The sequence below is a fragment of the Amycolatopsis echigonensis genome, from assembly GCF_002846615.1.
Lineage (GTDB): Bacteria > Actinomycetota > Actinomycetes > Mycobacteriales > Pseudonocardiaceae > Amycolatopsis > Amycolatopsis echigonensis.
In genome coordinates this window covers 7,910,275-7,932,937 of sequence record NZ_PJMY01000003.1, presented here as the reverse complement: position 1 = coordinate 7,932,937, position 22,663 = coordinate 7,910,275, and the positions used below count along the sequence as shown (strand labels likewise).

Here is a 22,663-nt window from a genome sequence, read left to right as displayed (position 1 = left end):
CGGTGACCGAGTGCGGTCACCGCTTTTCGCGACCCCTCAAGCCGCTGCCAGAAGACACAGGTAATTGAAGTCCATCGTGGCGACCAAGTTGCCTTTGTCGTCGCGCAGCAATGCTTTTCCGGTGAGATCGAATTGCGCCTCGGACCGGCTCGCGACCGCGGCGTCGAGTTCCGGCCCGGACACGGTGCCGTAGGCCCGGATCCGGCCGTTCGCCGCGCGCAGGAACGTCGCCCGGGTGTCTCGCAGCACGAAGGTCCGCACGTGCAGGATCCGCGGCGCGATCGCGCCGGAGAACGCCGCCGCGCACGCGACCTCGGCGGCCAGGAACTGCGCGCCCGCGTGGACCGTGCCCAGGTGGTTGAGCATCTGCCCGGAGGCGGGCACCTCGGCGGCCGCGGTCCCGGCCCCGAGTTCGGTGATCCGCACGCCGGCGAGATTCACGAACGGGACGATGGTGTCGATCGTGCGGCGGATCTGCTCGTAGTCCGGCGCGGCCGCGCCGGCGAGGGTCGCCAGGTGCGCCTGCGCGGCGGTGATTCCGGTACTGGGCCCGTTTTTCGCAATCATGGCGGAATTACCGCACGGGCTGCCTGCGAAGAGGTGAACCGAGAATTAAGCCGCCGTCTCGCCGGCCTTGCCGGGGAAACAATTGTCCGTCGGTAATCGGGGCCGCAAATGATGTGATCGGAAGGCGGAATGCTGATCAAGCCCCAGGGCGGTTCCGGGGTTGACTGTCGCCGTGGTCGCCGGTGACCGCGCACCGGAATTCGAGCGACGCCTGGGAGGCACCCTGATGTACGACGCGATCGTGATAGGCGCGCGCTGCGCTGGTTCACCGGTTGGCATGCTGCTCGCGCGACGGGGCCACCGGGTGCTGGTGGTGGACCGCGCGACCTTCCCCAGCGACACGGTGTCCACCCACTACATCCAGCAGCGCGGCCTCGCCCGGCTCGCCGCGTGGGGGCTGCTCGACGAACTCGTCGCGACCGGCGTGCCGGCGATCAAGCACATGACGGTGTCCTATCGGGACATCGTGATCGCCGGGTTCGCGGACGCCATCAACGGCATCGACGTCACGTACGCACCTCGCCGCACCGTGCTCGACCAGATCCTCGTCAACGGAGCGCGGGCCGCCGGCGCTGAGGTGCGCGAGGGCTTTGCCGTGCGCGAACTGATCTTCGAGGACGGCAAGGTCGTGGGTATCCGCGGTGCCGCCGCCGACGGGGAGGTGCGAGAGGAGCACGCTCGGATCGTCATCGGCGCCGACGGCCGCAATTCGTTCGTGGCCGACGCGGTGGGGGCGCAGCGCTACCACGAGGTTCCGGCCGAATGTTTCGTCTACTACAGCTATTTCAGCGGTCTGCGCACCGACTTCCACAGCCGCATCGGCGTGGGCGAGCAGATCGGGATCTGGCCCACCCACGACGACCGCACGCTCGTCGCCGTGATGCGCAAGGCGGAGGCCATGCCGGAGTTCCGCGCCGACGTCGAGGGAAACTTCCACGCGATCGCGCGGGCGATCGTGCCCGAATTCGCCGAAGAGCTCGCCACGCACGGGAAGCGCGAGGACCGGTTCCACCCGATGCGTTACCCCGACAACTACTACCGGCAGTCGTACGGCCCGGGCTGGGCGCTCGTCGGCGACGCCGGCTACCACAAGGACCCGCTCACCGGGCTGGGAATCTCCGATGCGTTCGAGTACGCCCAGCTGCTCGCTGACCGAGTGCACGACGGCCTCTCCGGCGACGTGCCGATGGCCGACGCGCTGGCGGAGTACCAGCGCGAGCGCGACGCGAAGTCGCACTCCAGCTTCGAGTTCACCTGTTCGATCTCCACGCTCGAACTCACCCCGCAACTGCACGCGGTTTTCCGGGCGCTGGGCGGAGACGCGAGGTACGCCAAGGATTTCTTCGCGATGATCGGCGGCGGCATGACCGGCGAGGAGTTCTTCGCTCCCGAGCGCATGGCCAAGCTCCTGGGCGCTTCGGCTTGACGGGGAAGGGACCGACATTGCCTCAGCACGAACTGACCGTGATCGGCGACAGCTTCGCCGAAGGCCGCGGCGCGGCGAAGCAGGCCGACGGCTCGTTCGCCGGCTTCACCGTCCACATGGCACAGTCGCTCGGCATCCGCGGCCCGGTGCTGAACCTCGGTTCGTACGGCGCTACCACGCAGGACGTCGTGGACCGGCAGCTGGCCGCCGCGCTGGCGAACCCCGCGCCGCTGATGGGTGTGATCGTCGGCGGGAACGACCTCGTCACCGATTACGACCCCGAGCGGTTCCGGCGGAATCTGCGCACGATCTACACGAGCCTCGCCGCCCCCGGCAGGCTCGTGTTCACGACCAACTGGCCACGCATCCCGGACCGGCTTCCCGGCCTGCCCGACGCGGCCCGCGCGGTGCTGCGGCAGCGGTTCGCCGAAGCCAACGACTATCTCGGCCGGCTCGTGCCCGAACTCGGGCTCGTCTGCCTCGACCTGGCGAACGCGCCGGTCACCGCCGACCCGGTGATGTGGTGCCCGGACGGCATGCACCCGAGCGCGGCCGGCCACGAACTCATCGGAGCCGCGATGGCGGACCTCGTCGACGAGGCGCGCTGCGCGCTGCTCTGACCAGCCCGGCGCCGCCGGGAGCGTGCGATCAACGGCGATCACACCAGTTGCCTTGACCGGATGAGAACCTGAGACAGGGGTAGGCACGTGAACGACCACCAGCGGCACGAGGACGACCGGTTCGCCGCGCGCAGGCTCGCGGACAACCCGATCGCCATCGTCGGCCTCTCCGGCCTGTTCCCGATGGCACGGAATTTCCGCGACTTCTGGCAGAACGTCGTCGACGCCGCCGACTGCACCTCCGAGGTGCCGGCTACGCGGTGGAACCTCGACGACTACTACGACCCGGACCCAGCGGCTCCCGACAAGACCTACTGCCGGCGCGGCGGCTTCGTGCCCGAGGTCCCGTTCAGCACCACCGAGTTCGGGCTGCCGCCCAACCAGCTCGAGGTCACCACGGTCGTGCAGCTGCTGAGCCTGCTCGTGGCGCGCGACGTGCTCGCCGACGCGGGCGCCGTGGGCGCGCCGTGGTACCGGCCCGAGCGCACCGGCGTGGTGCTGGGCGTGGCCGGGCCGACGACGCTGTCGCATCCGCTCGCCGCGCGCCTGTCGACGCCGGTGCTGAAGGAGGTGGTCCGCAGCTGCGGGCTGACGCAGGCCGACGCCGAGCAGATCGCGGAGAAGTACGCGGCGGCGTTCGCGCCGTGGGAGGAGAACTCGTTCCCGGGCCTGCTGGGCAACGTGATCGCCGGCCGGATCGCCAACCGGCTGGACCTCGGCGGGATGAACTGCACCGTCGACGCCGCCTGCGCGAGTTCGCTCTCGGCCGTGCACCTGGCCATCGGCGAACTGGTGTCCGGACGGTCCGACCTGATGATCACCGGCGGGTGCGATACCGAGAACTCGGTGTTCGGGTACCTGTGCTTCAGCAAGGTCGGCGCTCTCTCGAAGTCCGGCCAGATCCGGCCCCTCGACGACACTGCCGACGGAACGCTCGTCGGCGAGGGCATCGGCATGCTGGCGCTCAAGCGCCTCGCCGACGCCGAACGCGACGGCGACCGGGTGTACGCGGTCATCCGCGGTATGGGTTCGTCCAGTGACGGGCGGTTCAAGAGCATCTACGCTCCGCGCGCCGAAGGCCAGGAGGCGGCGCTGCGCCGGGCGTACGAGGACGCGCTCTGCTCGCCCGCGTCGATCGGTCTCTTCGAGGCGCACGCGACCGGCACCCGCGTGGGCGATCAGACGGAGCTCACGGCCTTGCGAGCGGTGCTGCGCGCGGAGACCGATGAGACCGGGTACGCCGCGATCGGCAGCGTGAAGTCGCAGATCGGGCACACGAAGGGCGCCGCGGGCGCGGCGAGCCTGATGAAGCTCGCGCTTTCACTGCACCACAAGGTGCTGCCGCCGACGATCAACGTGACCAAGCCGAACCGGGCTCTGGACGAGGCCTCGCCGTTCTACGTGAACACCAAGACGCGGCCCTGGATCCGCGACCCGCGCCGCCCGGCACGCCGCGCCGCCGCGTCCGCGATGGGCTTCGGCGGCACCAACTTCCACGCTGTTCTGGAGGAGGCCTCCGCGGATCGGACCGGAATCCGGACGCTGCACCGCACCGCGCGCGTGCAGCTGTGGCACGCCGCCGACCCGGCTGCGCTCGCGGACCTGTTGCGGTCCGGTGCCGCGCCGAACGGCGACGCTGGAGTTCCGGCTGACCATGCCCGGATCGGCTTCGTGTCGCGCAGCGACGAAGAGGCTGCTTCGCTGCGCGAGCTGGCCGTCGCGGAATTGGCGTCGGCAGGCGCGGAGTTCGCGCATCCCAAGGGCATTTTCTACCGGCGAAGCGCGATGCCGGACCTCAAGATCGGCGCGTTGTTCGCCGGACAGGGCAGCCAATACGTGGACATGGGCCTGACCGCGGTGCTGAACAATCCCGTCGTCGCCGCGGCGTTCGACGAGGCCAACGCGGTGTTCCCGGACCTGGCGAACGTCGTGTTCCCGCCGCCGGTGTTCGACCCCGAAGCCCGTACCGGGCAAGAGGAAACGCTGCGGCGCACCGACCACGCGCAGCCCGCGATCGCCGCGCTTTCGGCCGGGCAGTACCGGTTCTTGGCCGAACGAGGTCTCGAGTGCGCCGGCGTGATGGGGCACAGCTTCGGCGAGCTGACCGCGCTCTGGGCCGCGGGTTCGCTCGCGGACGAGGATTTCTTCAGCCTCGCCAAGGCCCGCGGCGACGCGATGGCCGGCGAAACCGGAGACCTTGACGCGGACCCCGGCACGATGGCCGCGGTGCAGGCGAGCCGGGAACGGGTCGCCGAACTGCTGACCGGACACCCGGACGTGGGCATCTGCAACCACAACGCGCCGGAACAGGTCGTGGTCGGCGGCGGGACGGCCGCCGTCGCCGCGTTCGTGTCGGCATGCCGCGACGCGGGGCTGTCGGTGCGTGAGCTGCCTGTGGCAGGCGCGTTCCACACGCGGTACGTGGCGCACGCTGTCGAACCCTTCCGGGAAGTCGTGGGCCGCACCTTCGTGGGCGAGCCGCAGCTGCCGGTGTACGCGAACTCCGCGGACGGCGAGTACGGCGCTTCGGTGGAGCACAACCGTGAGGTACTCACCGGACAGCTTCTCGAAACGGTCGAGTTCGTGCGCGGCCTGCAAGCCATGCGTGCCGACGGCTGCACGGTGTTCGTCGAGTTCGGCCCGAAGGGTGTGCTGACCCAGCTCGTCCAGCGGACTCTCGGCGAGGAGGTCGTCGCGATCCCCACCGACCAGGGGCCGACCGGCGACAGCGACGTCGCGTTGAAGAAGGCCGCGCTGCGCCTGGCTGTCCTCGGTGCACCCATCCACGACGTGAACCGCGCCGACGCGGAACCATTCAACGAGGTTCCGGCCGAGGGCATGGTCGTTCAGCTCACCGGCCGCGACTTCGTGCCGGAATCGCGGCGCGCGCTGTACGAGGGGCTGATCGGCGAGCCGACGATGCTGGAAGCGGTCGCGGAGGCCGCCGAGGCGGCTAAGCACGTCGCAGCCGCCGGGCCGGTCTCGTCGGCGCTGGCGCGGGTCCCCGAACCGCCAGCTCCGGTCGCGGCACCCGAACCCCCGGCTCCCGCGGTCCCCGTCGCGGCCGGTCCGAGCCTGGACGAGGTCGCCCACCAGCACCTCGCCCTGCACGAGCGCTACACCGAAGCGCAGCTCGAAGTGACCGGCGACCTCGTCTCGGTGCTGCGCGAGGCACAGCAGGCGGGCACGGTCTCCGACCGCTTGGTGGCCACCGTCTCGGCGATCAAGGACCAGAGCCTCGCGATCGGCCGCTCGCACACCAGGGTGAACGAGATCCTGGCCTCGCTCACCGATCTCGAGCACGCCGATGTCGCCCCGGCCCCTCAGCAATCCGTCGCTTCCCGCATGCCCGTCGCGCCACCGGCGGCTCCCGTGTCCACCGTGGTCGCCACGAATGGTCACCGCCCGGAACTCGCCGCCTCGGACCGTCCCGAACTTCCCGCCGCCGCGCCTGATGTGGAGTCGGTGTTGGTGGAGGTGGTGGCGGAGAAGACGGGTTATCCGGTGGAGATGCTGGATGTCTCGATGGATCTGGAAGCTGATTTGGGTGTGGATTCCACTAAGCGGGTGCAGATTCTCGGCACTCTCGGTGAGCGCGTCGAGGGTATTCCGCCGGTGGGTCCTGAGCAGGTGGCAGAACTGCGGACGCTGGGCGACATCATCAGCTTCCTCGGCGGTGGTGTTCAGCCGGTGACTGCCGCGCCTGATGTGGAGTCGGTGTTGGTGGAGGTGGTGGCGGAGAAGACGGGTTATCCGGTGGAGATGCTGGATGTCTCGATGGATCTGGAAGCCGATTTGGGTGTGGATTCGATCAAGCGGGTGCAGATTCTCGGCACTCTCGGTGAGCGCGTCGAGGGCATTCCGCCGGTGGGTCCCGAGCAGGTGGCGGAACTGCGCACGCTGGGCGACATCATCAGTTTCCTCGCCGGTGGCACCGCGCCAGCCCCGGCGCGCGGTGCTGCGCCTGATGTGGAGTCGGTGCTGGTGGAGGTGGTGGCGGAGAAGACCGGCTATCCGGTCGAGATGCTGGATGTCTCGATGGATCTGGAAGCCGATTTGGGCGTGGATTCGATCAAACGGGTGCAGATCCTCGGCACCCTGGGCGAGCGGGTGGACGGCATTCCGCCGGTGGGTCCTGAGCAGGTGGCGGAACTGCGCACGCTGGGCGACATCATCACCTTCCTCGGCGGAAAAACCGCGGACACCGCACCGGAACCCGCGGTCGAGGACGGCGCGGACCCGGTACTGCTGCGCATCGAGCCGGTGCCGCTGCCGGACATCGACCGGCTCAAAGAAGCGTTCCGCGAAGGCCCGACAGCGCTGGTCGTCGGCCACGGCGACACCACCGCGGAGATTCTCGCGGCGGGCCTGCGCTTGCACGGATGGACCGTCCACACCGTCACGGTTTCGGACGGCACCGGGAACGGGCTGTCCACTTGGGACGGAACAGAGATCGAGCAGGCCCTCGCACCGCACGCCACCACGCACCTCGACCTGTGCCTCACCGTGCTGCCCGCGGACCGAGGCGCCGGCGCACGTCGACTGGCGGACACCATCCTCATCGCCAAGCTGGTGCGAGAGCGTCTCGAAGCGACCGCCGCGGAGGGGACCCGCGCGGCGTTCGTCACCGTCACCCGGATCGACGGCGCGCTCGGCCACGGCGGCGAGCGCCCGGCGGAGGCGTCGATCGTCGGCGGGGTCGGCGGTCTGGTGAAGACGCTGGCTCTCGAAGCGCCGACGGTGTTCTGCCGCGCCCTCGACCTCGCACCCGAACTGAGCGACGACGTGCTGGCCGAAACCCTCGTCGCCGAACTCGCCGACGCTGCCCTCGACACCCGCGAGGTCGCGATCAGCGCCGACCGCCGCCGCTGGACAGTCCGCCCGCGGCCCGTCGAGCCCACCGCCGCCGGAGCCTCGACGCTCACCACCGAAGACGTCCTCGTCGTCACCGGCGGAGCCCGCGGCGTGACCGCGCATTGCGTCCGGGAACTCGCCACGCAGAGCGGCTGCGAGTTCGTCCTCCTCGGCCGCACCGCACTCGCCGACGAGCCCACGTGGGCCGCTGGTGTCGCGGACGACGACCTCAAGGCGGCCGCGATCGCGGCTCTGCGTGACGCGGGGGAGAAGCCGACGCCGCAGCACCTGACTCGGCTCGTCCGGGATCTGCAGGCACAGCGGGAAATCCGCGCGACCCTCGACGCGCTGGGCGAGCGCGGGCACTACGTCCCGGTCGACATCACCGACGCCGACGCGACCAGCGCGCCACTTGCTCCGTACCGCGAACGCGTCACCGGTCTGGTGCACGGTGCCGGTGCGCTCGCCGACGGTCTGCTGCAAACCAAGACCGCCCAAGACATCCGGACCGTATTGGCGACCAAAGTGGACGGTCTCGCTAACGTCGCGGCCGCACTGGAAGGCGCGGACCTCCGCCACGTGATCCTGTTCGGCTCCATCGCGGGGGTACTGGGCAACCCCGGCCAGGCCGACTACGCCACGGCCAACGAAGCACTCAACCGCGTGGCCGCCAGCTGGAAGCGCGAATCGCCGACCCGCCACATCACCGCGCTCAACTGGGGTGCGTGGGACGGCGGCATGGTCACGCCGGAGCTGCGGGAGATGTTCCGCTCACGCGGCGTGCCGCTGCTGGCGACGGACGCTGGCGCCCGCGCCTTCGCCGCACAGTTCGCGCCGCCCCGCACCGAGGACATCTCGATGCTGATCGGCCCGCCGGTGCCGCTCGCCCCGCCCGCACGGACGGGTGCCAGCATGGCGTTCACCGCGAGCCGCGATCTGGCCGCGCTCGCCTCCGACGCGGTCCTGCTGGACCACCAGGTCGGCGAACATCCGGTCTTTCCGGCCGCGGCCGGGCTCGGCTGGATGATCAACGCGCTGGAACGCGCCAACCCCGGTCTGCGCGTCGTCGAGTGCACCGGATTCGAGGTGCTGAAGGGCATCGTCTACGACGGCGGTCACGACCGCGACCACCGTCTCGAGGCGATGGCCGGGCAGTGGACAGGCGACCGGCTGACGGTCAAGGCAATGATCCGCTCCGACGAACCGGGCAAGGCGATCCCGCCGGCACACTTTTCCGGCACGTTCGTCCTCGCCGCGCAGGTTCCGCCTGCTCCCGTGCTGCCGGTGCCCGCGCTCGGCTCGGGTCCGGAAGACGGCCTGGAGGTCTACCAGTCCGCGCACCTGTTCCACGGCCCGCTCCTGCAAGGCGTGCGCCGCATCCTGACCCGCGAGGAGCGACGTCTGGCGGTTGAGTGCCGCCTCTCGGACACCCCGCTCGGCCAGGGCAACTTCGCGGGCGCCCTGCACAACCCGGTCCTCGCCGACGTGGTCCTGCAGGCCGGTTCGCTGCTCGGCGTGTGGTTCCTCGACTCCGGCTGCCTGCCGCTCGAGATCGGCCGGATCGAGTACTTCGCGTCCTTGCCCGGCGACGCGCCGTTCGTCGTAGTCGTCGACGACCTGCGCGACGCCGGTTCCCAAGTGACGGTCACCGCCACCGCCTGCGCTCCGGACGGCCGCGTCCTTCAGCGCTACACCGACCTGTCGGTGATCGCGACCCCGGAGATGACCGCCAAATTCGCCCAGGCCGTCCGCCTGCGGTCCGCCCGATGACCGCCGGCACCCGGAACGGAGCCCCGATGACGGCCCATCTCGACGTCCTCGCCTTCGACGGCGAACCCTTCGACGCCCTCCTGGGGTCCGCTGACCCCGGCGAGGAAAAGCAAGCCGCCGCCTCGCCTCGCGCGCAGCAACAGCCCACCGAACCCCGTCCGGACAGCGACCGACCAGAACCGACCGCCTCACCGGCACCACGGAACGAAGCGGCAGCGGATCAGGTCGCCGACCTGATCCGCGACGTGCGCGCCGAACTGGTCGCGACCCACCTGTCGGCCATGGCCGTACAGTCCGCTCTCCAACGACGGGCGCTCGCCGCGCTCGGACGGACCCGGCCGGGCGGCAGCACGACCCATCCGGTCACTGTCGCCTACACGCCCGAGACCGGCCTGACGGTCGAACCTGCACAGCCCGGTCGCGCGCTCGAACTCCCGTCGCCCGCGACGACGATGAGCGCGTTCAAAGCACTCGCCCGCACCCAGGTGACCAGCCTCGACCAAGCCGCCCTCGCGGAGCTGGCCGGCGGTGATATCGCCGCGGTCTTCGGCGCAGCCTACGACCAGCACGGCGATAACCCCGACCTCCGTCTCGCCTCCGGCGCACACGCGAACCTCACGCGCGTCACCGAGCTCACGAGGCACGGCGGACCCTGGCACCGCGGCCGCCTCCGCGCGGAGTACCTCGCACATACCGGCGATATCCTCGGCGCGATCGAACTCGCCTGGCAGGCGGCCCAGGTCTTCGCCCTCCAGACTGGCCTGCACCTGTGCCTTGCCGGTGTCCGGTTCCACGCAGGGAACACTCGGTCCGAAGTGGACATCGACGCACCACTCGACGGCACCGGCGAGCTGATCCTCGATGTCGTCAGCATCGACCTCATTCCGCGTCCGTGGCTCCGGGTCAGGGCCGAACTGCGCAAAGCCGGTGCCGTCGTGGCGCGGGTGCGCGACCTGGTCCTGGAAATCCGCGAGGCACCCGGCACTCCGGTGGCTCCGGAAATCGGCGGCGTGATCAGCACGTCCTTCGGCCGTTACAACGCCGACGGCGAACGCGCTCTCCTGAACGAGTTCCACATGACCCACAGCGCCCGCGGCGATCTCGGCATCGCACTCGGCCCCGAGTTCTCCGCGTACGCGGGCCGACGCGCGACGCGCATGCCGAACCATGGACTTCAGCTGTGCGACCGGGTCATGGCAGTCGAGGGCCGCCGGGGCGATCTCACCTCGGCGACGGCCCGCACCGAATACGACTCGCCAGCGGATTCCTGGTACTACGCGGAAACCGCCAACGCCTCCATGCCCAACGTCGTGTATATGGAGACTTCACTGCAGTCCGCGCTGCTGCTCGGCTACTTCCTCGGTGCCACCCTCACCGCACCCGAGGAGGACTACAGCCTGCGCAACCTCGACGGCACGGCTACCGTGCTGCGTGAGGTCGAGCTGCGCGGCAAAACCATCCGCCAGAAGACCCAGCTCCTGAGCACGACCGTCCTCGTGGGAGCCGTCCTCCAGTCGTTTTCCTACGAGCTGTCCGTAGACGGCGAACCCTTCTACCGCGGCGAATCCCTCTTCGGATTCTTCAACGAGACCGCATTGGCCAATCAGAACGGCCTCGACAACGGAGCTTTCGTCCCTACCTGGTTCGACGCGCAGCAGACGCCGCCCGCTTTCCGCACCATCGACGTCGCCGCCCGCCGCGCCGAGCCCGGAGAGGTCCGTGCGGCGCAAGGACATCTGGCCCTGCTGGACACTGTGGACGTGGTCGACGGCGGCGGCAAGCACGGCCGCGGCTACCTGCGGGCCGTGCGCCCGGTCGCCGACGGCGACTGGTTCTTCGCCTACCACTTCCACCTCGACCCGGTGATGCCCGGTTCGCTCGGCGTCGAGGCGGTGCTGCAGGCCCTGCAGGAATGGGCACTCGACGCGGGCCTGGCCGACGGTCTCACCGCACCGGAGTTCGTGGTCCCGGCCGGGCTGCCGCTGTCGTGGCGCTACCGCGGCCAGATCCTCGCCGACGACCGCGAGATGACGCTCGAAGTGCACATCGAGGACGTGCAGCGCCGCCCCGGCCGGGTCCGGGTGATCGCCGAGGCGAGCGTCTGGAAACCCGGCCTGCGGATCTACGAACTGACCGGCGTCGCCGTCGAGCTGCGCGGCGCCGGCGCCGAACCCTGGTGACCAGAGAGGTTCCGACATGACCGACGTGGAAACACCCCTGCCGCCGGTGTTCGCCCGGCGCGACGGCTTCGACCCGCTGCCGGAACTCGAACGCCTGCGCGACGAGCGGCCGGTGACCAAAGTGGACCATCACTGGGGCGTCGAGACCTGGCTCGTCACGCGCTACGACGACGTCCGCATGATCCTCGGCGACCACAAACGGTTCACCAGCGCACCGCCGCCGTACTTCGCCACCGCCGACGGCGAAGACGGCGTAGAGGGCACCGGCTGGTTCATCGTCTACAACCCGCCCGCGCACACCCGGCTGCGGCGCATGCTCGCCGCCGAGTTCACCAAACGCCGCCTCGCCCGGCTCGAGCCCCGTATCGAGGAGACGGTCGCCGCGCACCTCGACGAGATGGAGCGCGGCGGCCGCAGCGGCCATGGTGCCGAACTCGTGTCCCAGTTCGCGCTCCGGCTGCCTATGGTCGTGATCTGCGAACTGTTCGGCGTCTCCCTCGAATCCCGCACGGAGCTGCTGCCACTCAGCTCGAAGTTCACCGACTTCTCGCTGCCGGTCGAAGAACGCCGCGCGGCGTCCGAGCGCGCGGGCGCGATCATGGTCGAGTTCGTCCGCGAGCAGCGCGCGAATCCCGGCGAGGGCATGCTCGGGATGCTGATCCGCGAACACGGCGACGACCTCACCGACCGCGAACTCGCCGGCGTCGCCGACCTGATGGTGCAAGCCGGGTACGAGACCACGATGTCGATGCTCTCGCTCGGCACCCTGGTCCTGCTGCGCCACCCCGAACACGTGCCGCTCCTGTTCGCCGGGGAGAGGGAACGGGACCAGGTAGTCGAGGAACTCCTGCGCTATCTGTCGATCACGCACAACCTGTTCCCGCGGGTCGCGCAGGAGGACGTGACAATCTCCGGGCAGCTTGTGCGCGCCGGGGAACTCCTGATGTGCTCGCCGCCACTGGCCAACCGTGACGAGCGGCTCGGGAAGGACCTCGACCGCTTCGACCCGGGCCGCGACCCCAGCGGCCACCTCGCTTTCGGCCACGGCATCCACCACTGCATCGGCGCGCCGCTGGCCCGGCTCGAACTGCAGATGGCGTTGCCCGCGCTCTTCCGGCGGTTTCCCGGGCTGCGCCTGGCCGTGCCGTTCGAGGACATCGCGTGGAGGCCCAACGCCAACTTCTACGGACTGGACGCACTCCCGGTCGCCTGGTGACCGGCCGAACGAGGGGAACCCGATGACCTCCGCTGTCGCAGCCGCCCGGAGCACCGCCCGGTGGCTGCCCGTCGTGATGCTGGCGCTCGGCGCGTTCTGCGCGGGCACCGACAACTACCTGATCGCGGGCATCCTGTCGGACCTGGCCGGCGACCTGCGGATGTCCGTCGCGGGCGCCGGCTTGTTCGTCACCGCCTATTCGCTGGCGTACGCGCTCGGCTCGCCGGTCGTGATGACCGTCGCGCAGGTCCGTTCGCCGCGCCGGCTTCTGCTGTTCGCCATCGGCGGGTTCGTGCTGGTGAACCTGCTCGCCGCGGTTGCGTGGGCTCCGTGGGTCATGACGGTGGCGCGCATCGCCGCCGGTTGCCTGGCAGGCCTCTACAGCCCGCTCGCCGCCGCTGCGGCCGCCGGGATGGTGCCCGCCGACCGGCGGGGTCGCGCGCTCGCCATCGTCATGGGCGGCATCTCCGTCGCGACGCTCGCGGGCGTGCCGATCGGCGTGTGGCTGTCGCACATCTGGGGTTGGCGTTCGGCGTTCGTGTTCGTCGCCGCGCTGGCGGTCGTCGCGTTGCTCGGCATCGCGCTGACCGTCTCGGCGGGCGGCGCGACGCCGTCGGTGCTGTTGCGCGAGCGGTTGGCGCCGTTGCGCCGTCCGGCGGTGCTGCTCGCGCTCGTCGTCACAGTCGCCGGCATGTGCGCCGGTCTCATGGTTTACACCTATGTGGAGCCGATTTTCGCCGCCGCGCCCGCGGTCGGGGCTGGCCTGGTCGGGGCGCTGATCATGACACACGGCTTGGGCGCGCTGGTCGGTCTCGGCTTCGGCAGCTCGCTGGTCGACCGCTTCGGCTCGCGGCCGGTGCTGCTCGCCGCTCTCGCCGTCTTCACCGCGGACATGGCGCTGCTGCCGATCGCCTCGCAGTCGTTGATCGCGACGTTCGCCTTCGTGTTCGTGTGGGGCATCGTCGGCTGGGCCTTCCTGCCCGCGCAACAGCACAGCATGATCGCCGACGCCCCACCGCAGCAGGCTCCGATGCTGTTGTCGCTCAACGGATCCGCGATGTATTTGGGCATCGCGCTCGGCTCGGCGATCGGCGGGGCCGTGATCGCGGGTCTCGGTGCCGGGCACATCTGGATGTTCGCCACCGCGTTCGCCGCGGCGAGCCTGCTTCTTTCACTGGTCCGCCACCTGCGCCGGCATTGATCGCCGGACCGTGAGCTCAACTGCCAGGACCTTGAACACGTGGCCTCATCGACTGCTGAGAGTCCACAAAGGACGCTGAGGTCCGCGAAATACCCGGTCATCACTATCTGACCGTTTATTTAGGTCTGTGGGGACCGGTACAGGCGGGACTGGCCCGGAAGCGGCCGCCGCGGCAGATCTCGGTGAGACTGGTGCTGGACTTCCTCGACCGGCCGGAGATGCGGCTGTCGCACGAGGCGATCTACCAGTCGCGGTACGTGCGAGGGGCGGGGCGCGCTGCGCCCGGAACTGGCCGCGGCGATCCGGACCCCGCTGCTGGTGAAATCGCTGAGAGCCGGGCCTGTCCGGCCCTTCGATCTCGGCAGACGTGCCTCGGCCGTGCCTTGAGTTCCGGGCACGGCCACAAGCTCCGGCCCGCCGTCAGCGTTGACGGCGGGCCGGGGTCGTTTCCGGGCTTCTTCTACTTCAGGCCCGAGCGGACGAAGGCGCTCACGATGTGCCGCCGGAGCACGAGGTACAGCACGAAGATCGGCAAGCAGGCCAGTCCGGCGACCGCCATCAGCGGACCCCAGTAAGTGCCCTGCCCGCCCTCGCTGATCATGAAGCTGCGCAGCCCGAGCTGCAGGACGTCGTTGCTGCGCTGCAGCACCATCGCGGGCCAGAAGTACTCGTTCCAGGCCGTCACGAACAGCAGGATCGACAACGCGGCCAACGGGGCGCGCAGATTCGGCACCACGACCGTCCACAAGGTACGCCAGGAGGAGCGGCCGTCCATTTTGGCCGCCTCGAGGAGTTCCTTGGGGAACCCGTCGAGGTGCTGGCGCAGCAGGATCACGCCGAGCGCCGAGCACAGGTTCGGCACGACGACGCCGCCGAGGGTGTTGAGCAGGCCCAGCTGCAGCAGCAGCACGTAGTTGGGCAGCATCGTCACCTGGAACGGCACGAGCCAGGTGCCGACGAACAGCAGGTAGCACAATCGCTTGAGCGGGAACGACCACGCGGCGAACGCGTAGGCCGCGAGCAGCCCGGTGAGCAGCTGGCCGAGCGCGGTCAGCAGGGCGACCAGCGTCGTGTTCAGCAGCAGTTGCGGGATGTTGACCAGCTGGACCGCGTCGGCGTAGTTGCCGAGCGACAGCGGCCACGGGATCGGCGACAGCGACAGCACCTGGTCGGGCCGGCGTAATGACGTCGCGTACAGCCAGTAGATCGGGAAGACGCACAGCACGCCCAGCAATCCCAGCGCGAGGTGGCCGGGCACTGCGCGCCACCGGGAGCGTCCGGGGAGCGCGATCGGCACGGAATCCACGGTGTCCAGCTCCTCAGTCGTCGTGGACGGTCAGTTTTTCGCCGAGCAGCACGAGCCCCGCCGCGACGATCCCGAAGGCCACGAACAGCAGCATGCCCGCGGCGGTGCCGAGCCCGGCGTCGAAGCTGTGGAAGCTGTAGTCCCACAACAGGTAGTAGACGTTCGTGGTCGCACCGGACGGGCCGCCCTGGGTGATGGTGTCGATGAGCGGGAAGGTCCATTGCGCCGAAAGCAGCACCGTCATCAGCGCGAGGAATACCAGCGTCGGCGAGAGCAGCGGCAGCGTGATCCAGCGGGTGATCTGGCCGCGGGAGGCGCCGTCGATCATCGCCGCCTCGGCGTAGTCGCGGTTGATGTTCGACAGGCCCGCCGACACCACCAGCACGGCGAACCCGATCAGGTGCCAGCCGGTGACGAGAATGATCGCCGGCTGCGCCCACGCGGTGTCGTGCAGCCAGTTCACGTGTGTGCCCAGCACCCGGTTGACCACGCCGTCGCCGGGTTCGAGCAGCCACTCCCACACCGTCGCGCTCGCCACCGGAGCGACGAGCAGCGGCGCGAACACGAGCGCCTGGTAGACCGCGCGAGCCCGGCCGTGGATGCGCTGGCTGAGCAGGCCGACCGCCAGCGGCACCAGGATCGTGAACGGCACCAGACCGCCGATCACCTCCAGCGTGCGCAGCACCGACTGCCCGACGGCGGGCAGCTGGAACAGGCGGCTGTAGTTGTCGAGCCCCACCGGCGTCGCCGGCTGCGTGGGCAGCAGGTTCCACGAGAAGAACGACAGCTGCGCGGTCTGCACGAGCGGGCGGTAAGTCCAGATCACCAGCAGTGCCAGCGCGGGCAGGAGGTACAGGTAGGGCGGCGTGGCGCGCAGGACCCGCCGGACGAGGGCGGGCCGGGCGGCCCGCGGCGGCAGAACCACCGCGGGCGCCGCTACTTCGACGAACATCGCTCACCCGTTCCCGAAGAACTTCGCGAGGGCGTAGCGCACCTGCTGCTCCTTGTCCTGGTCGTAAACCACGACAGGGTCGCCGATCTCGACTGCGGTCGCGACGAACCGGCCGTCGATCAGGTCGATCCGGCTGATGCCCGCACCGGCGAGGCCGCGCAGCCGACCCGGCGGGGCCAGTGCGTCGGACCGGTAGGCCAGCGCCGGTCCGACCCACACCGGGATGCCGGCGAGCGACCCGCATCCGGTGTGGTGGGCGTGCCCGGAGACGATCAACCGCACGTCCGTGCCCTTCAGGACCCCGGCCAGTGCCTCGGCGTCGTGCAGCCGAAGCAGGTGCGCGGACGCCACCGGCGAGGGCAGCGGCGGGTGATGCACCACCAGCAGAGTGCCGCGAGGTGCCGGCTGCGCCAGCTCGGCGCGCAGCCAGTCCAGCTGCGCGGGTTCGAGCCGCCCGTCCGGCCGTCCCGGCGTGCTGCTGTCCAGCACGACGATCCGCGCGCCCTGGATCCAGTGCACGGCGTCCACCGGCGCGTCGCCGGGGGAGTCCAGCAGCTCGCGGCGGAAGGCGCCGCGATCGTCGTGATTGCCCATCGCGTAGACCACCTGGGCGCCGAGCCCGGTCGCCGCGGGAGCCACCGCGGCGGCGAGCCGCCGGTAGGCCTCGGGCTTGCCCGAGTTGGCGAGGTCGCCGGTCAGCAGCATCCCGTGCACCCGCGTGCCCGACGCCAGGACCGTCGCGAACGCGGCCTCGAGCGTGGCGTGGGTGTCCACGACCCCGTGCACGAGCTCCCCTTGCCCGCACAGGTGCGGGTCGCTCAGCTGGATCAGGGTGAGCTCGGGCTCGGGCGTCACTTGCCGCCGCCCAGCAGCGGCGTCGCCTGCTTCTGCGCCGCCGCGAGCGAGGACTGCGGGTCGCCGCCCTGGAAGACGGACTTCTCGACCGCGTCCATCATGGTGTCGCGGATCTGCTGGAAACCGGCCCCGGGGAAGGCGACCCACGGTTCGACGCGCTGCAGCTGCGCCACGTTCGGCTTGATCATCGGGTTCTTGTCCGCCCACGGCTTGAGGTGGGCCGGGTCGTCGAGCAGGCCGAGCCGCAGCGGCAGGTAGCCGATCTTGCTGGTGATGATGTCGTAGGCCTGCGGGCTGGTGAGGAACTTGATGAGTTCCCACGCGGCGCGCTGCTTGGCCGGGTCCTTCGAGAAGACGTACAGGGCGGCCCCGGAGTTGGTCGGCACGGTCGGCTTGTCCCCGAAGCTCGGCATCGGCGCGGCGCGCAGCTCCCAACCGGCGCCTTGCGCGCCCTTGAGGTACCCGCCCTGCGCGGCGCTGCTCTCCAGCATCATGCCGAGGTCGCCGCGCGGGAACGCGGCGGTGGCCTGCACCTGGCTGAGCTTAGGCATCGCGCCGGAGGACACCATGTCCTTCATCTGCCGCACCGCCTGCACCACCGGCGGCTGGTCGAAGGTCAGCTGCTTGCGGTCCTCCGACAGCACGCGGCCGCCGGCCGAGCGTACGAGGCTCTGGAAGCACCAGTCGCTCGCGGACCGCACGAGGCAGTCGGCGTACGCGCCGTCCTTGCCCGTGGCCTGCTTGATCTTCTGGCCGGCCTGCGCGACCTCGGCCCAGGTCTTGGGCGGCATGTCCGGATTCAGGCCGGCCTGCTTGAAGAGCGTGGCGTTGTAGTAGAGAACGGGCGTCGAGAGCACGAACGGGACGCCGTAGGTCTTGCCGTCGACGTTGCCGATGGTGCGGATCGGTGCGGCGTAGGGGAACTGGCCGCCGAATTCGTTGTCGACCTCCTGCTGGCCGTACAGGTCGGTCAGCGGCTTCGCTCCGAGCTGGCCCGCGGCGAAGGCGAGGGTGTCGAATCCGAGCTGGGCCACGTCGGGCGGGTTGCCCGCGGCGATCTCCGTTTGCACGCTGGCAGTCGAGTTGTGCGCCGGGTTCGGATCGCTGCCGTTCGGTTTCTGCGGCGTGACTTTGATGGTGGGGTGCTGCTTCTCGAACGCGCCGATCAGCTCGTTGAACGTGCTGGTCCAGGTGCCGGCGAGGCCGAAGTTGTAGCTCTCGAAGACGATCGACACCTGCTGGCCGGGTGCGAGCTCCGGCGCCTGGGCCGCCGCTGCCGGGGCCGTGGTCGACGGAGTGCCGACGCCGCAGGCCGACACGCTGGCCAGCACCGCCGCGAGCAGCAGCGCGCCGCCGGCGCGGGGACGGGGGATGGTCATGCGGGTACTCCTTGTTCGGTGTGCTCGGTGGGGGAGGGCGGAACGGTTTCGGCGCCGTCGTCCTGCCAGCGCAGGCGGCGCCCGGTCTCGGGATGGAAAACGTGGACGTGGCCGGGCTCGACCGCCAGGCCGATCTCGTCGCCGGCAGCGAGTCCGAGCGGGCGCGGGCCGCGCACGCACAAGCGGACCTCGCCGACCGCGCAGTGCGCGATCTCCTCGCCGCCCAGGTTTTCCAGCAGCCGCACGGTTCCGGACATCGCCGGGTGCGGGCGGTTCGGGCGCAGGTGCTCCGGGCGGATGCCGAGCACGACGTCCGTGTCCGGCACTTCGCCGCGTCGGCCCAGCGGCACTTCCATGCCGGGCGCGAGCGCGACGAGTTCGCCGCCTCGGCTGACTCGGCTGACTCGGCTGACGATGGTGGCGGGGAACAGGTTCATCGGGGGCGAGCCGAGGAATCCGGCGACGAACTCCGAAGCCGGTTCGTCGTAGACCTCCTCGGGCGTGCCGACCTGTTCGAGCCTGCCCTGGTTGAGGATCGCGATGCGGGTGGCCATCGTCATCGCCTCCACCTGGTCGTGGGTGACGTAGACGAAGGTGGCGCGCAGGCGGCGGTGCAATTCCACGAGTTCGTACCGGGTGGACGCCCGCAGTTTCGCGTCCAAATTGGACAGCGGTTCGTCGAGCAGGAACGCGCCGGGGTCGCGCACGAGCGCCCGGCCGAGGGCGACGCGCTGGCGCTGCCCGCCGGAAAGCTCGCGCGGACGGCGCTGGAGCAGTTCGGAAAGCTCCAGCGTGCCGGCGACTTCGGCGACCTTCCGCCGGATGTCGTGCCGGGACTGGCGTCGCGCGCGCAGCGGGAAGCCGATGTTGCGTTCGACGGACAGGTGCGGGTAGAGCGCGTAGCTCTGGAAGACCATCGCGAGGTCGCGTTCGCGCGGCGGGGTGTGCGTGATGTCGCGTCCGTCGAGTTCGAGCGCGCCCGCGGTGAGCGGGGTCAGTCCGGCGATGGCGCGCAGCAGCGTGGACTTGCCGCAGCCGCTCGGGCCGAGCAGCACGAGGAATTCGCCGTCGGCGACGTCGAGGCTGACCCCGTCGACCGCTGTCACCGCGCCGAAACGCTTGGTCGCCCCGCGGATCTGAATGTCGCCCACCGCATTTCCTTTCGTTGTCCGTTTCTGATGCCGGCGAATTCCAGCACGGCGGAATGTATAGCGGGTGAACGGCGGACGAGAGTACGGTCTCGGTCGTGCTGAGCTGCGGAAACCTGGTCTCGTTCGCGGTTTCCGGGTGCGGCCATCACCGTTTTCAATCGAGTGATAGTCATCGGTTATGGTTGTTCCCGCCGCGCCCTCGGCGAGGCTATTGCAATTTCCAATCGGCCGAATCGAAATCGGTGGATCGGGATCGAGAACGCGCGCACGCGGCCACTCTGGACGCATCGAACGCGGAGGAGGACACGTGCTGCGGGTACGGGTGACGGCGAAGACGAGGGAAGCCGAAGACGTGGTGTCGTTCACGCTGCGCGGCGACGGGTTGCCGACGTGGACGCCGGGCGCGCACGTGGACGTCGAGGTGCGGCCGGGAGTGCTCCGGCAGTACTCGCTGTGCGGCGACCCGGCCGACGCCGGCAGCTGGCGGATCGCGGTGCTGCGCGAGAACGCCGGCCGCGGCGGCTCCCGGTACCTGCACGACGAGGTGGCGGTCGGCGCGGAGCTGCGGGTGAGCGAGCCGCGCAACAACTTCGAGCTCGTCCCGGCACCGGAGTATTCCTTTGTGGCAGGCGGAATCGGGATCACGCCGCTGCTCCCGATGGTGCGCGCGGCCGAGGCGGCGGGTGCGAAGTGGACACTGCACTACGGCGGGCGGCGTCGCGCACGGATGGCGTTCCTCGGCGAGCTGGCCGGTTTCGGCGACCGCGTGCACGTGGTGCCCGAGGACGAGCAGGGCCTGCTGCCGCTGGCGGACATCGTGGCCTCCGGTGCCGTGGTCTACTGCTGCGGCCCGGAGCCGTTGCTCGCCGCCGTCGAGCGCCTGTGTCCCGCGGACCGCTTGCGGCTCGAACGGTTCCGGCCGCGGGAGACCTCGGGACCGGCGGAGGAGTTCGAGGTGTTCGCCTCGCTGTCCGGCCAGACCGTACGGGTGGCGGCGACCGAGTCGGTCCTGGACGCACTCGACCTCGCCGGGGTGGGCGTGCCGTCCTCCTGCCGGGAGGGCACGTGCGGCACGTGCGAGACGCCGGTGCTGGACGGCGTGGTCGACCATCGCGATTCGGTGCTGTCGGAGGAAGAACGCGCGTCCGGCAAGACGATGATGATCTGCGTCTCGCGGGCCCGGTCGGATCGGCTCGTGCTCGACGTGTGAGCGCGATAAGCAGCGCGAATCGGTTGTTAGGACTTTTCCTTTCGAGCCGGTGCGCGCGGTTCGCGCCAGTCAGGCTTCGCGGAAACCTTCTCCAGACGATCGGAACGCGTCCATGCATCTCACCGTCCTCGGCTGCCGGTCCGGAATGCCCGCCGACGGCCAAGCCAGCTCGGGCTACCTCGTCGAAACCGCCTCCACCAAGCTCCTGCTGGACTGCGGCCCCGGCATCGCCGCCGCGCTCACCGCGGTGACCGATCCGGCCGAGCTGGACGGTGTGGTGATCAGCCATCTGCACGCCGACCACTGCTACGACCTGCTCCCCATCGGCAAGTCGCTGCTCTCCGCCACCCTGGACTTCCCCGGCGGCCCGCCCGCGCGCAGTTCGTCGCTGCGCCCCGTGCCGCTCTACGTTCCCGCGGGGGCCCGTTCGCTGTTCACCCGATGGGCGGCTCTTTTCCCTGTCGTCACCGCACCTCTGCTCGACCAAGCATTCGAGCGGGCCTTCGCCGTCCACGAGTACACGCCCGGCGACAGGTTCGAAATCGGCGACACCACTGTCGGCTTGCACGAACTCCGCCACGTAGCGCCGAACTGCGGGGTCCGGGTGGAGACCTCCACCGCGGTTCTCGCCTATACCGGCGATACCGGTTATGCCGACTCCGCGGTCAAACTCGCCACCGAGGCGGATCTCCTGCTCGCCGAAGCCACCCTCAGCGCTCCCGACCGCACCTCACACGGTCATCTCAGCGGCGGCGACGCGGGCCGGATAGCCGCCGAAGCCGGAGCCCGGGCACTTGCCCTGACGCACTTCGCGTCCATCGAACCCGCCTGGCTTCAACACCTCTTCGACGACGCCACCGGTTCGTTCGACGGTCCGATCCGCGTGGTCCGGGCCGGGGAACGCATTCGTGTGCTTGCGTGAGACGCGTTGTCGCCGGACGCCACTCGGCAAATGAGTGCGTCTTCTCGGAGTGGAGCGTGGCTTGAATCCGCCGACCGGCTGCTGATCGAGGGGAAGGACGCTGCGAGGACCTCGGTGCCGAGCGGGTGCCGCGCGCTTCGCGGATTCCCTGCGTCTTGCCTAGAGACGCGTGCTCAGACGCGGTCTGGTGTCGCGGCGCGCAGGTGGGCGGTGAGCCGGATGGGGAGCCCGCGGAGGTCGGGGAGTGCGATCGGCAGGTGGTAGGCGGGCCGGTACCCGGCGGTGTCGTCGGGCTTTCCGCACGGCCCGGCGAGGTAGAGGAACCGGTCGTCGGGGTCGAGGCGGGGTGGTGCCCAGGGCTGGTCCTGCCAGCGGCGGCCGACGCGGTGGCTGGCGGTCCAGTAGGCGGGTGCCTTCATCGTTTCGGCGACGGCGGCCGCCAGCCCCGGTGCGTCCGTGTCGCTCACGCCGAAGCCGCGGCCGGGCCACAGCCGCGGCAGCACGCGGTCGGCGGTGTGGTCTTCGAGCCAGGGAGCGCATCTGAACAGAGCGAGGCCGCCGTCGACGGACACGGTCCAGCGGCGCATTGCCGCGGTCGGCGGGATTTCGTGCATGTGGATCACCGGTCCGGCGGAGGGCAGGGTGAATGTGCTGGAAAGCATAGGTGAATGAGGCAGGTGTTTCCTATTTCGGAAATATGACAGCGTGCTAGGAATGGACATCGCGCGCCTATTCGGATGCTCGGGTGCCGGTTCACGCGCCGACGGAGCGGCCGGGGAATCTCGGCCGCACGCAGTGGATGCTGATGCAAGACCCGCCGGCTCGCGACGGCCTAGCGCGAAGCGACCGCCGAAGCAGCGGCCGCCGGGGGCGCCCGGCTGGTTCGTCGAGCGGCGGGCACACTCGAACGTGGACGATCGGCTTCGGACTCCCTGCCGGGCTTCCTTGGCCTTGGCCGAAGCTCGGATCCCGATCCGGCTGCTCGGCGGCTGCCACGATGTGTTCGCCGAACAGACGGTGGAGCAATACATCCGGCTCGGGCGCCGAGGCAGCG

Annotated in this window: 15 protein-coding genes and 1 pseudogene; 9 read left to right on the top strand and 7 right to left on the bottom strand. The window is 70.1% G+C overall.

Annotated features, from left to right (window positions below):
• Positions 1–36: 36 nt before the first annotated feature.
• Complete coding sequence (locus tag ATK30_RS42465; protein ID WP_101440306.1) at positions 37–567, bottom strand: PaaI family thioesterase; 531 nt, start codon at positions 565–567, stop codon at positions 37–39.
• A 226-nt stretch (positions 568–793) separates the two neighbouring features.
• On the opposite strand from ATK30_RS42465, the gene ATK30_RS42460 reads away from it, so the two are divergent.
• From ATK30_RS42460 to ATK30_RS47835, 7 genes and pseudogenes are all read left to right on the top strand, one after another.
• Positions 794–1,993 carry an NAD(P)/FAD-dependent oxidoreductase gene (locus ATK30_RS42460; protein ID WP_101441363.1) on the top strand — a complete coding sequence of 400 codons (1,200 nt, stop codon included), beginning with the start codon at positions 794–796 and terminating at the stop codon, positions 1,991–1,993.
• A gap of 17 nt (positions 1,994–2,010) precedes the next feature.
• Positions 2,011–2,613 (top strand): GDSL-type esterase/lipase family protein, encoded by a 603-nt coding sequence (locus ATK30_RS42455; RefSeq protein WP_101440305.1) that lies wholly within the window; start codon positions 2,011–2,013, stop codon positions 2,611–2,613.
• Between the two features lie 87 nt (positions 2,614–2,700).
• Positions 2,701–9,237: a type I polyketide synthase gene (locus ATK30_RS42450; RefSeq protein WP_208637570.1), complete on the top strand. Its 6,537-nt coding sequence runs from the start codon at positions 2,701–2,703 to the stop codon at positions 9,235–9,237.
• A gap of 26 nt (positions 9,238–9,263) precedes the next feature.
• Positions 9,264–11,417 (top strand): hotdog family protein, encoded by a 2,154-nt coding sequence (locus tag ATK30_RS42445; RefSeq protein ID WP_101441362.1) that lies wholly within the window; start codon positions 9,264–9,266, stop codon positions 11,415–11,417.
• A gap of 16 nt (positions 11,418–11,433) precedes the next feature.
• Positions 11,434–12,633: a cytochrome P450 gene (locus tag ATK30_RS42440; RefSeq protein WP_101440304.1), complete on the top strand. Its 1,200-nt coding sequence runs from the start codon at positions 11,434–11,436 to the stop codon at positions 12,631–12,633.
• Between the two features lie 22 nt (positions 12,634–12,655).
• Positions 12,656–13,834 carry an MFS transporter gene (locus ATK30_RS42435; protein WP_101440303.1) on the top strand — a complete coding sequence of 393 codons (1,179 nt, stop codon included), beginning with the start codon at positions 12,656–12,658 and terminating at the stop codon, positions 13,832–13,834.
• Between the two features lie 137 nt (positions 13,835–13,971).
• A pseudogene (locus ATK30_RS47835) lies at positions 13,972–14,143 on the top strand (IS30 family transposase); the annotation flags it as partial.
• Between the two features lie 151 nt (positions 14,144–14,294).
• Here the strand turns inward: ATK30_RS47835 and ATK30_RS42430 are convergent.
• From ATK30_RS42430 to ATK30_RS42410, 5 genes are read right to left on the bottom strand one after another with little or no spacing between them, the layout of a single operon-like run.
• A complete protein-coding gene (locus ATK30_RS42430; protein WP_208637569.1) occupies positions 14,295–15,140 on the bottom strand; it encodes a carbohydrate ABC transporter permease in 846 nt (281 codons plus the stop codon).
• Between the two features lie 13 nt (positions 15,141–15,153).
• Positions 15,154–16,092 carry a carbohydrate ABC transporter permease gene (locus ATK30_RS42425; protein ID WP_101440302.1) on the bottom strand — a complete coding sequence of 313 codons (939 nt, stop codon included), beginning with the start codon at positions 16,090–16,092 and terminating at the stop codon, positions 15,154–15,156.
• Positions 16,093–16,095: 3 nt separating this feature from the next.
• The gene (locus ATK30_RS42420) at positions 16,096–16,947 is read right to left on the bottom strand and encodes a metallophosphoesterase (protein WP_101440301.1); all 852 of its coding nucleotides are present in this window, start codon (positions 16,945–16,947) and stop codon (positions 16,096–16,098) included.
• Positions 16,944–18,326: an ABC transporter substrate-binding protein gene (locus ATK30_RS42415; protein WP_101440300.1), complete on the bottom strand. Its 1,383-nt coding sequence runs from the start codon at positions 18,324–18,326 to the stop codon at positions 16,944–16,946. The genes ATK30_RS42420 and ATK30_RS42415 overlap by 4 nt, the downstream gene beginning before the upstream one ends.
• Positions 18,323–19,477, bottom strand: a complete 1,155-nt coding sequence (locus ATK30_RS42410) for an ABC transporter ATP-binding protein (RefSeq protein WP_101440299.1) — start codon at positions 19,475–19,477, stop codon at positions 18,323–18,325. The genes ATK30_RS42415 and ATK30_RS42410 overlap by 4 nt, the downstream gene beginning before the upstream one ends.
• A gap of 307 nt (positions 19,478–19,784) precedes the next feature.
• Between ATK30_RS42410 and ATK30_RS42405 the strand changes: the two genes are divergently transcribed.
• Complete coding sequence (locus tag ATK30_RS42405; protein WP_416332874.1) at positions 19,785–20,687, top strand: PDR/VanB family oxidoreductase; 903 nt, start codon at positions 19,785–19,787, stop codon at positions 20,685–20,687.
• Positions 20,688–20,799: 112 nt separating this feature from the next.
• Positions 20,800–21,609 (top strand): MBL fold metallo-hydrolase, encoded by an 810-nt coding sequence (locus tag ATK30_RS42400; protein ID WP_101440297.1) that lies wholly within the window; start codon positions 20,800–20,802, stop codon positions 21,607–21,609.
• A gap of 173 nt (positions 21,610–21,782) precedes the next feature.
• Here ATK30_RS42400 and ATK30_RS42395 read toward each other — a convergent pair whose 3' ends face one another.
• A complete protein-coding gene (locus ATK30_RS42395) occupies positions 21,783–22,271 on the bottom strand; it encodes a hypothetical protein (protein ID WP_101440296.1) in 489 nt (162 codons plus the stop codon).
• Positions 22,272–22,663: the final 392 nt, after the last annotated feature.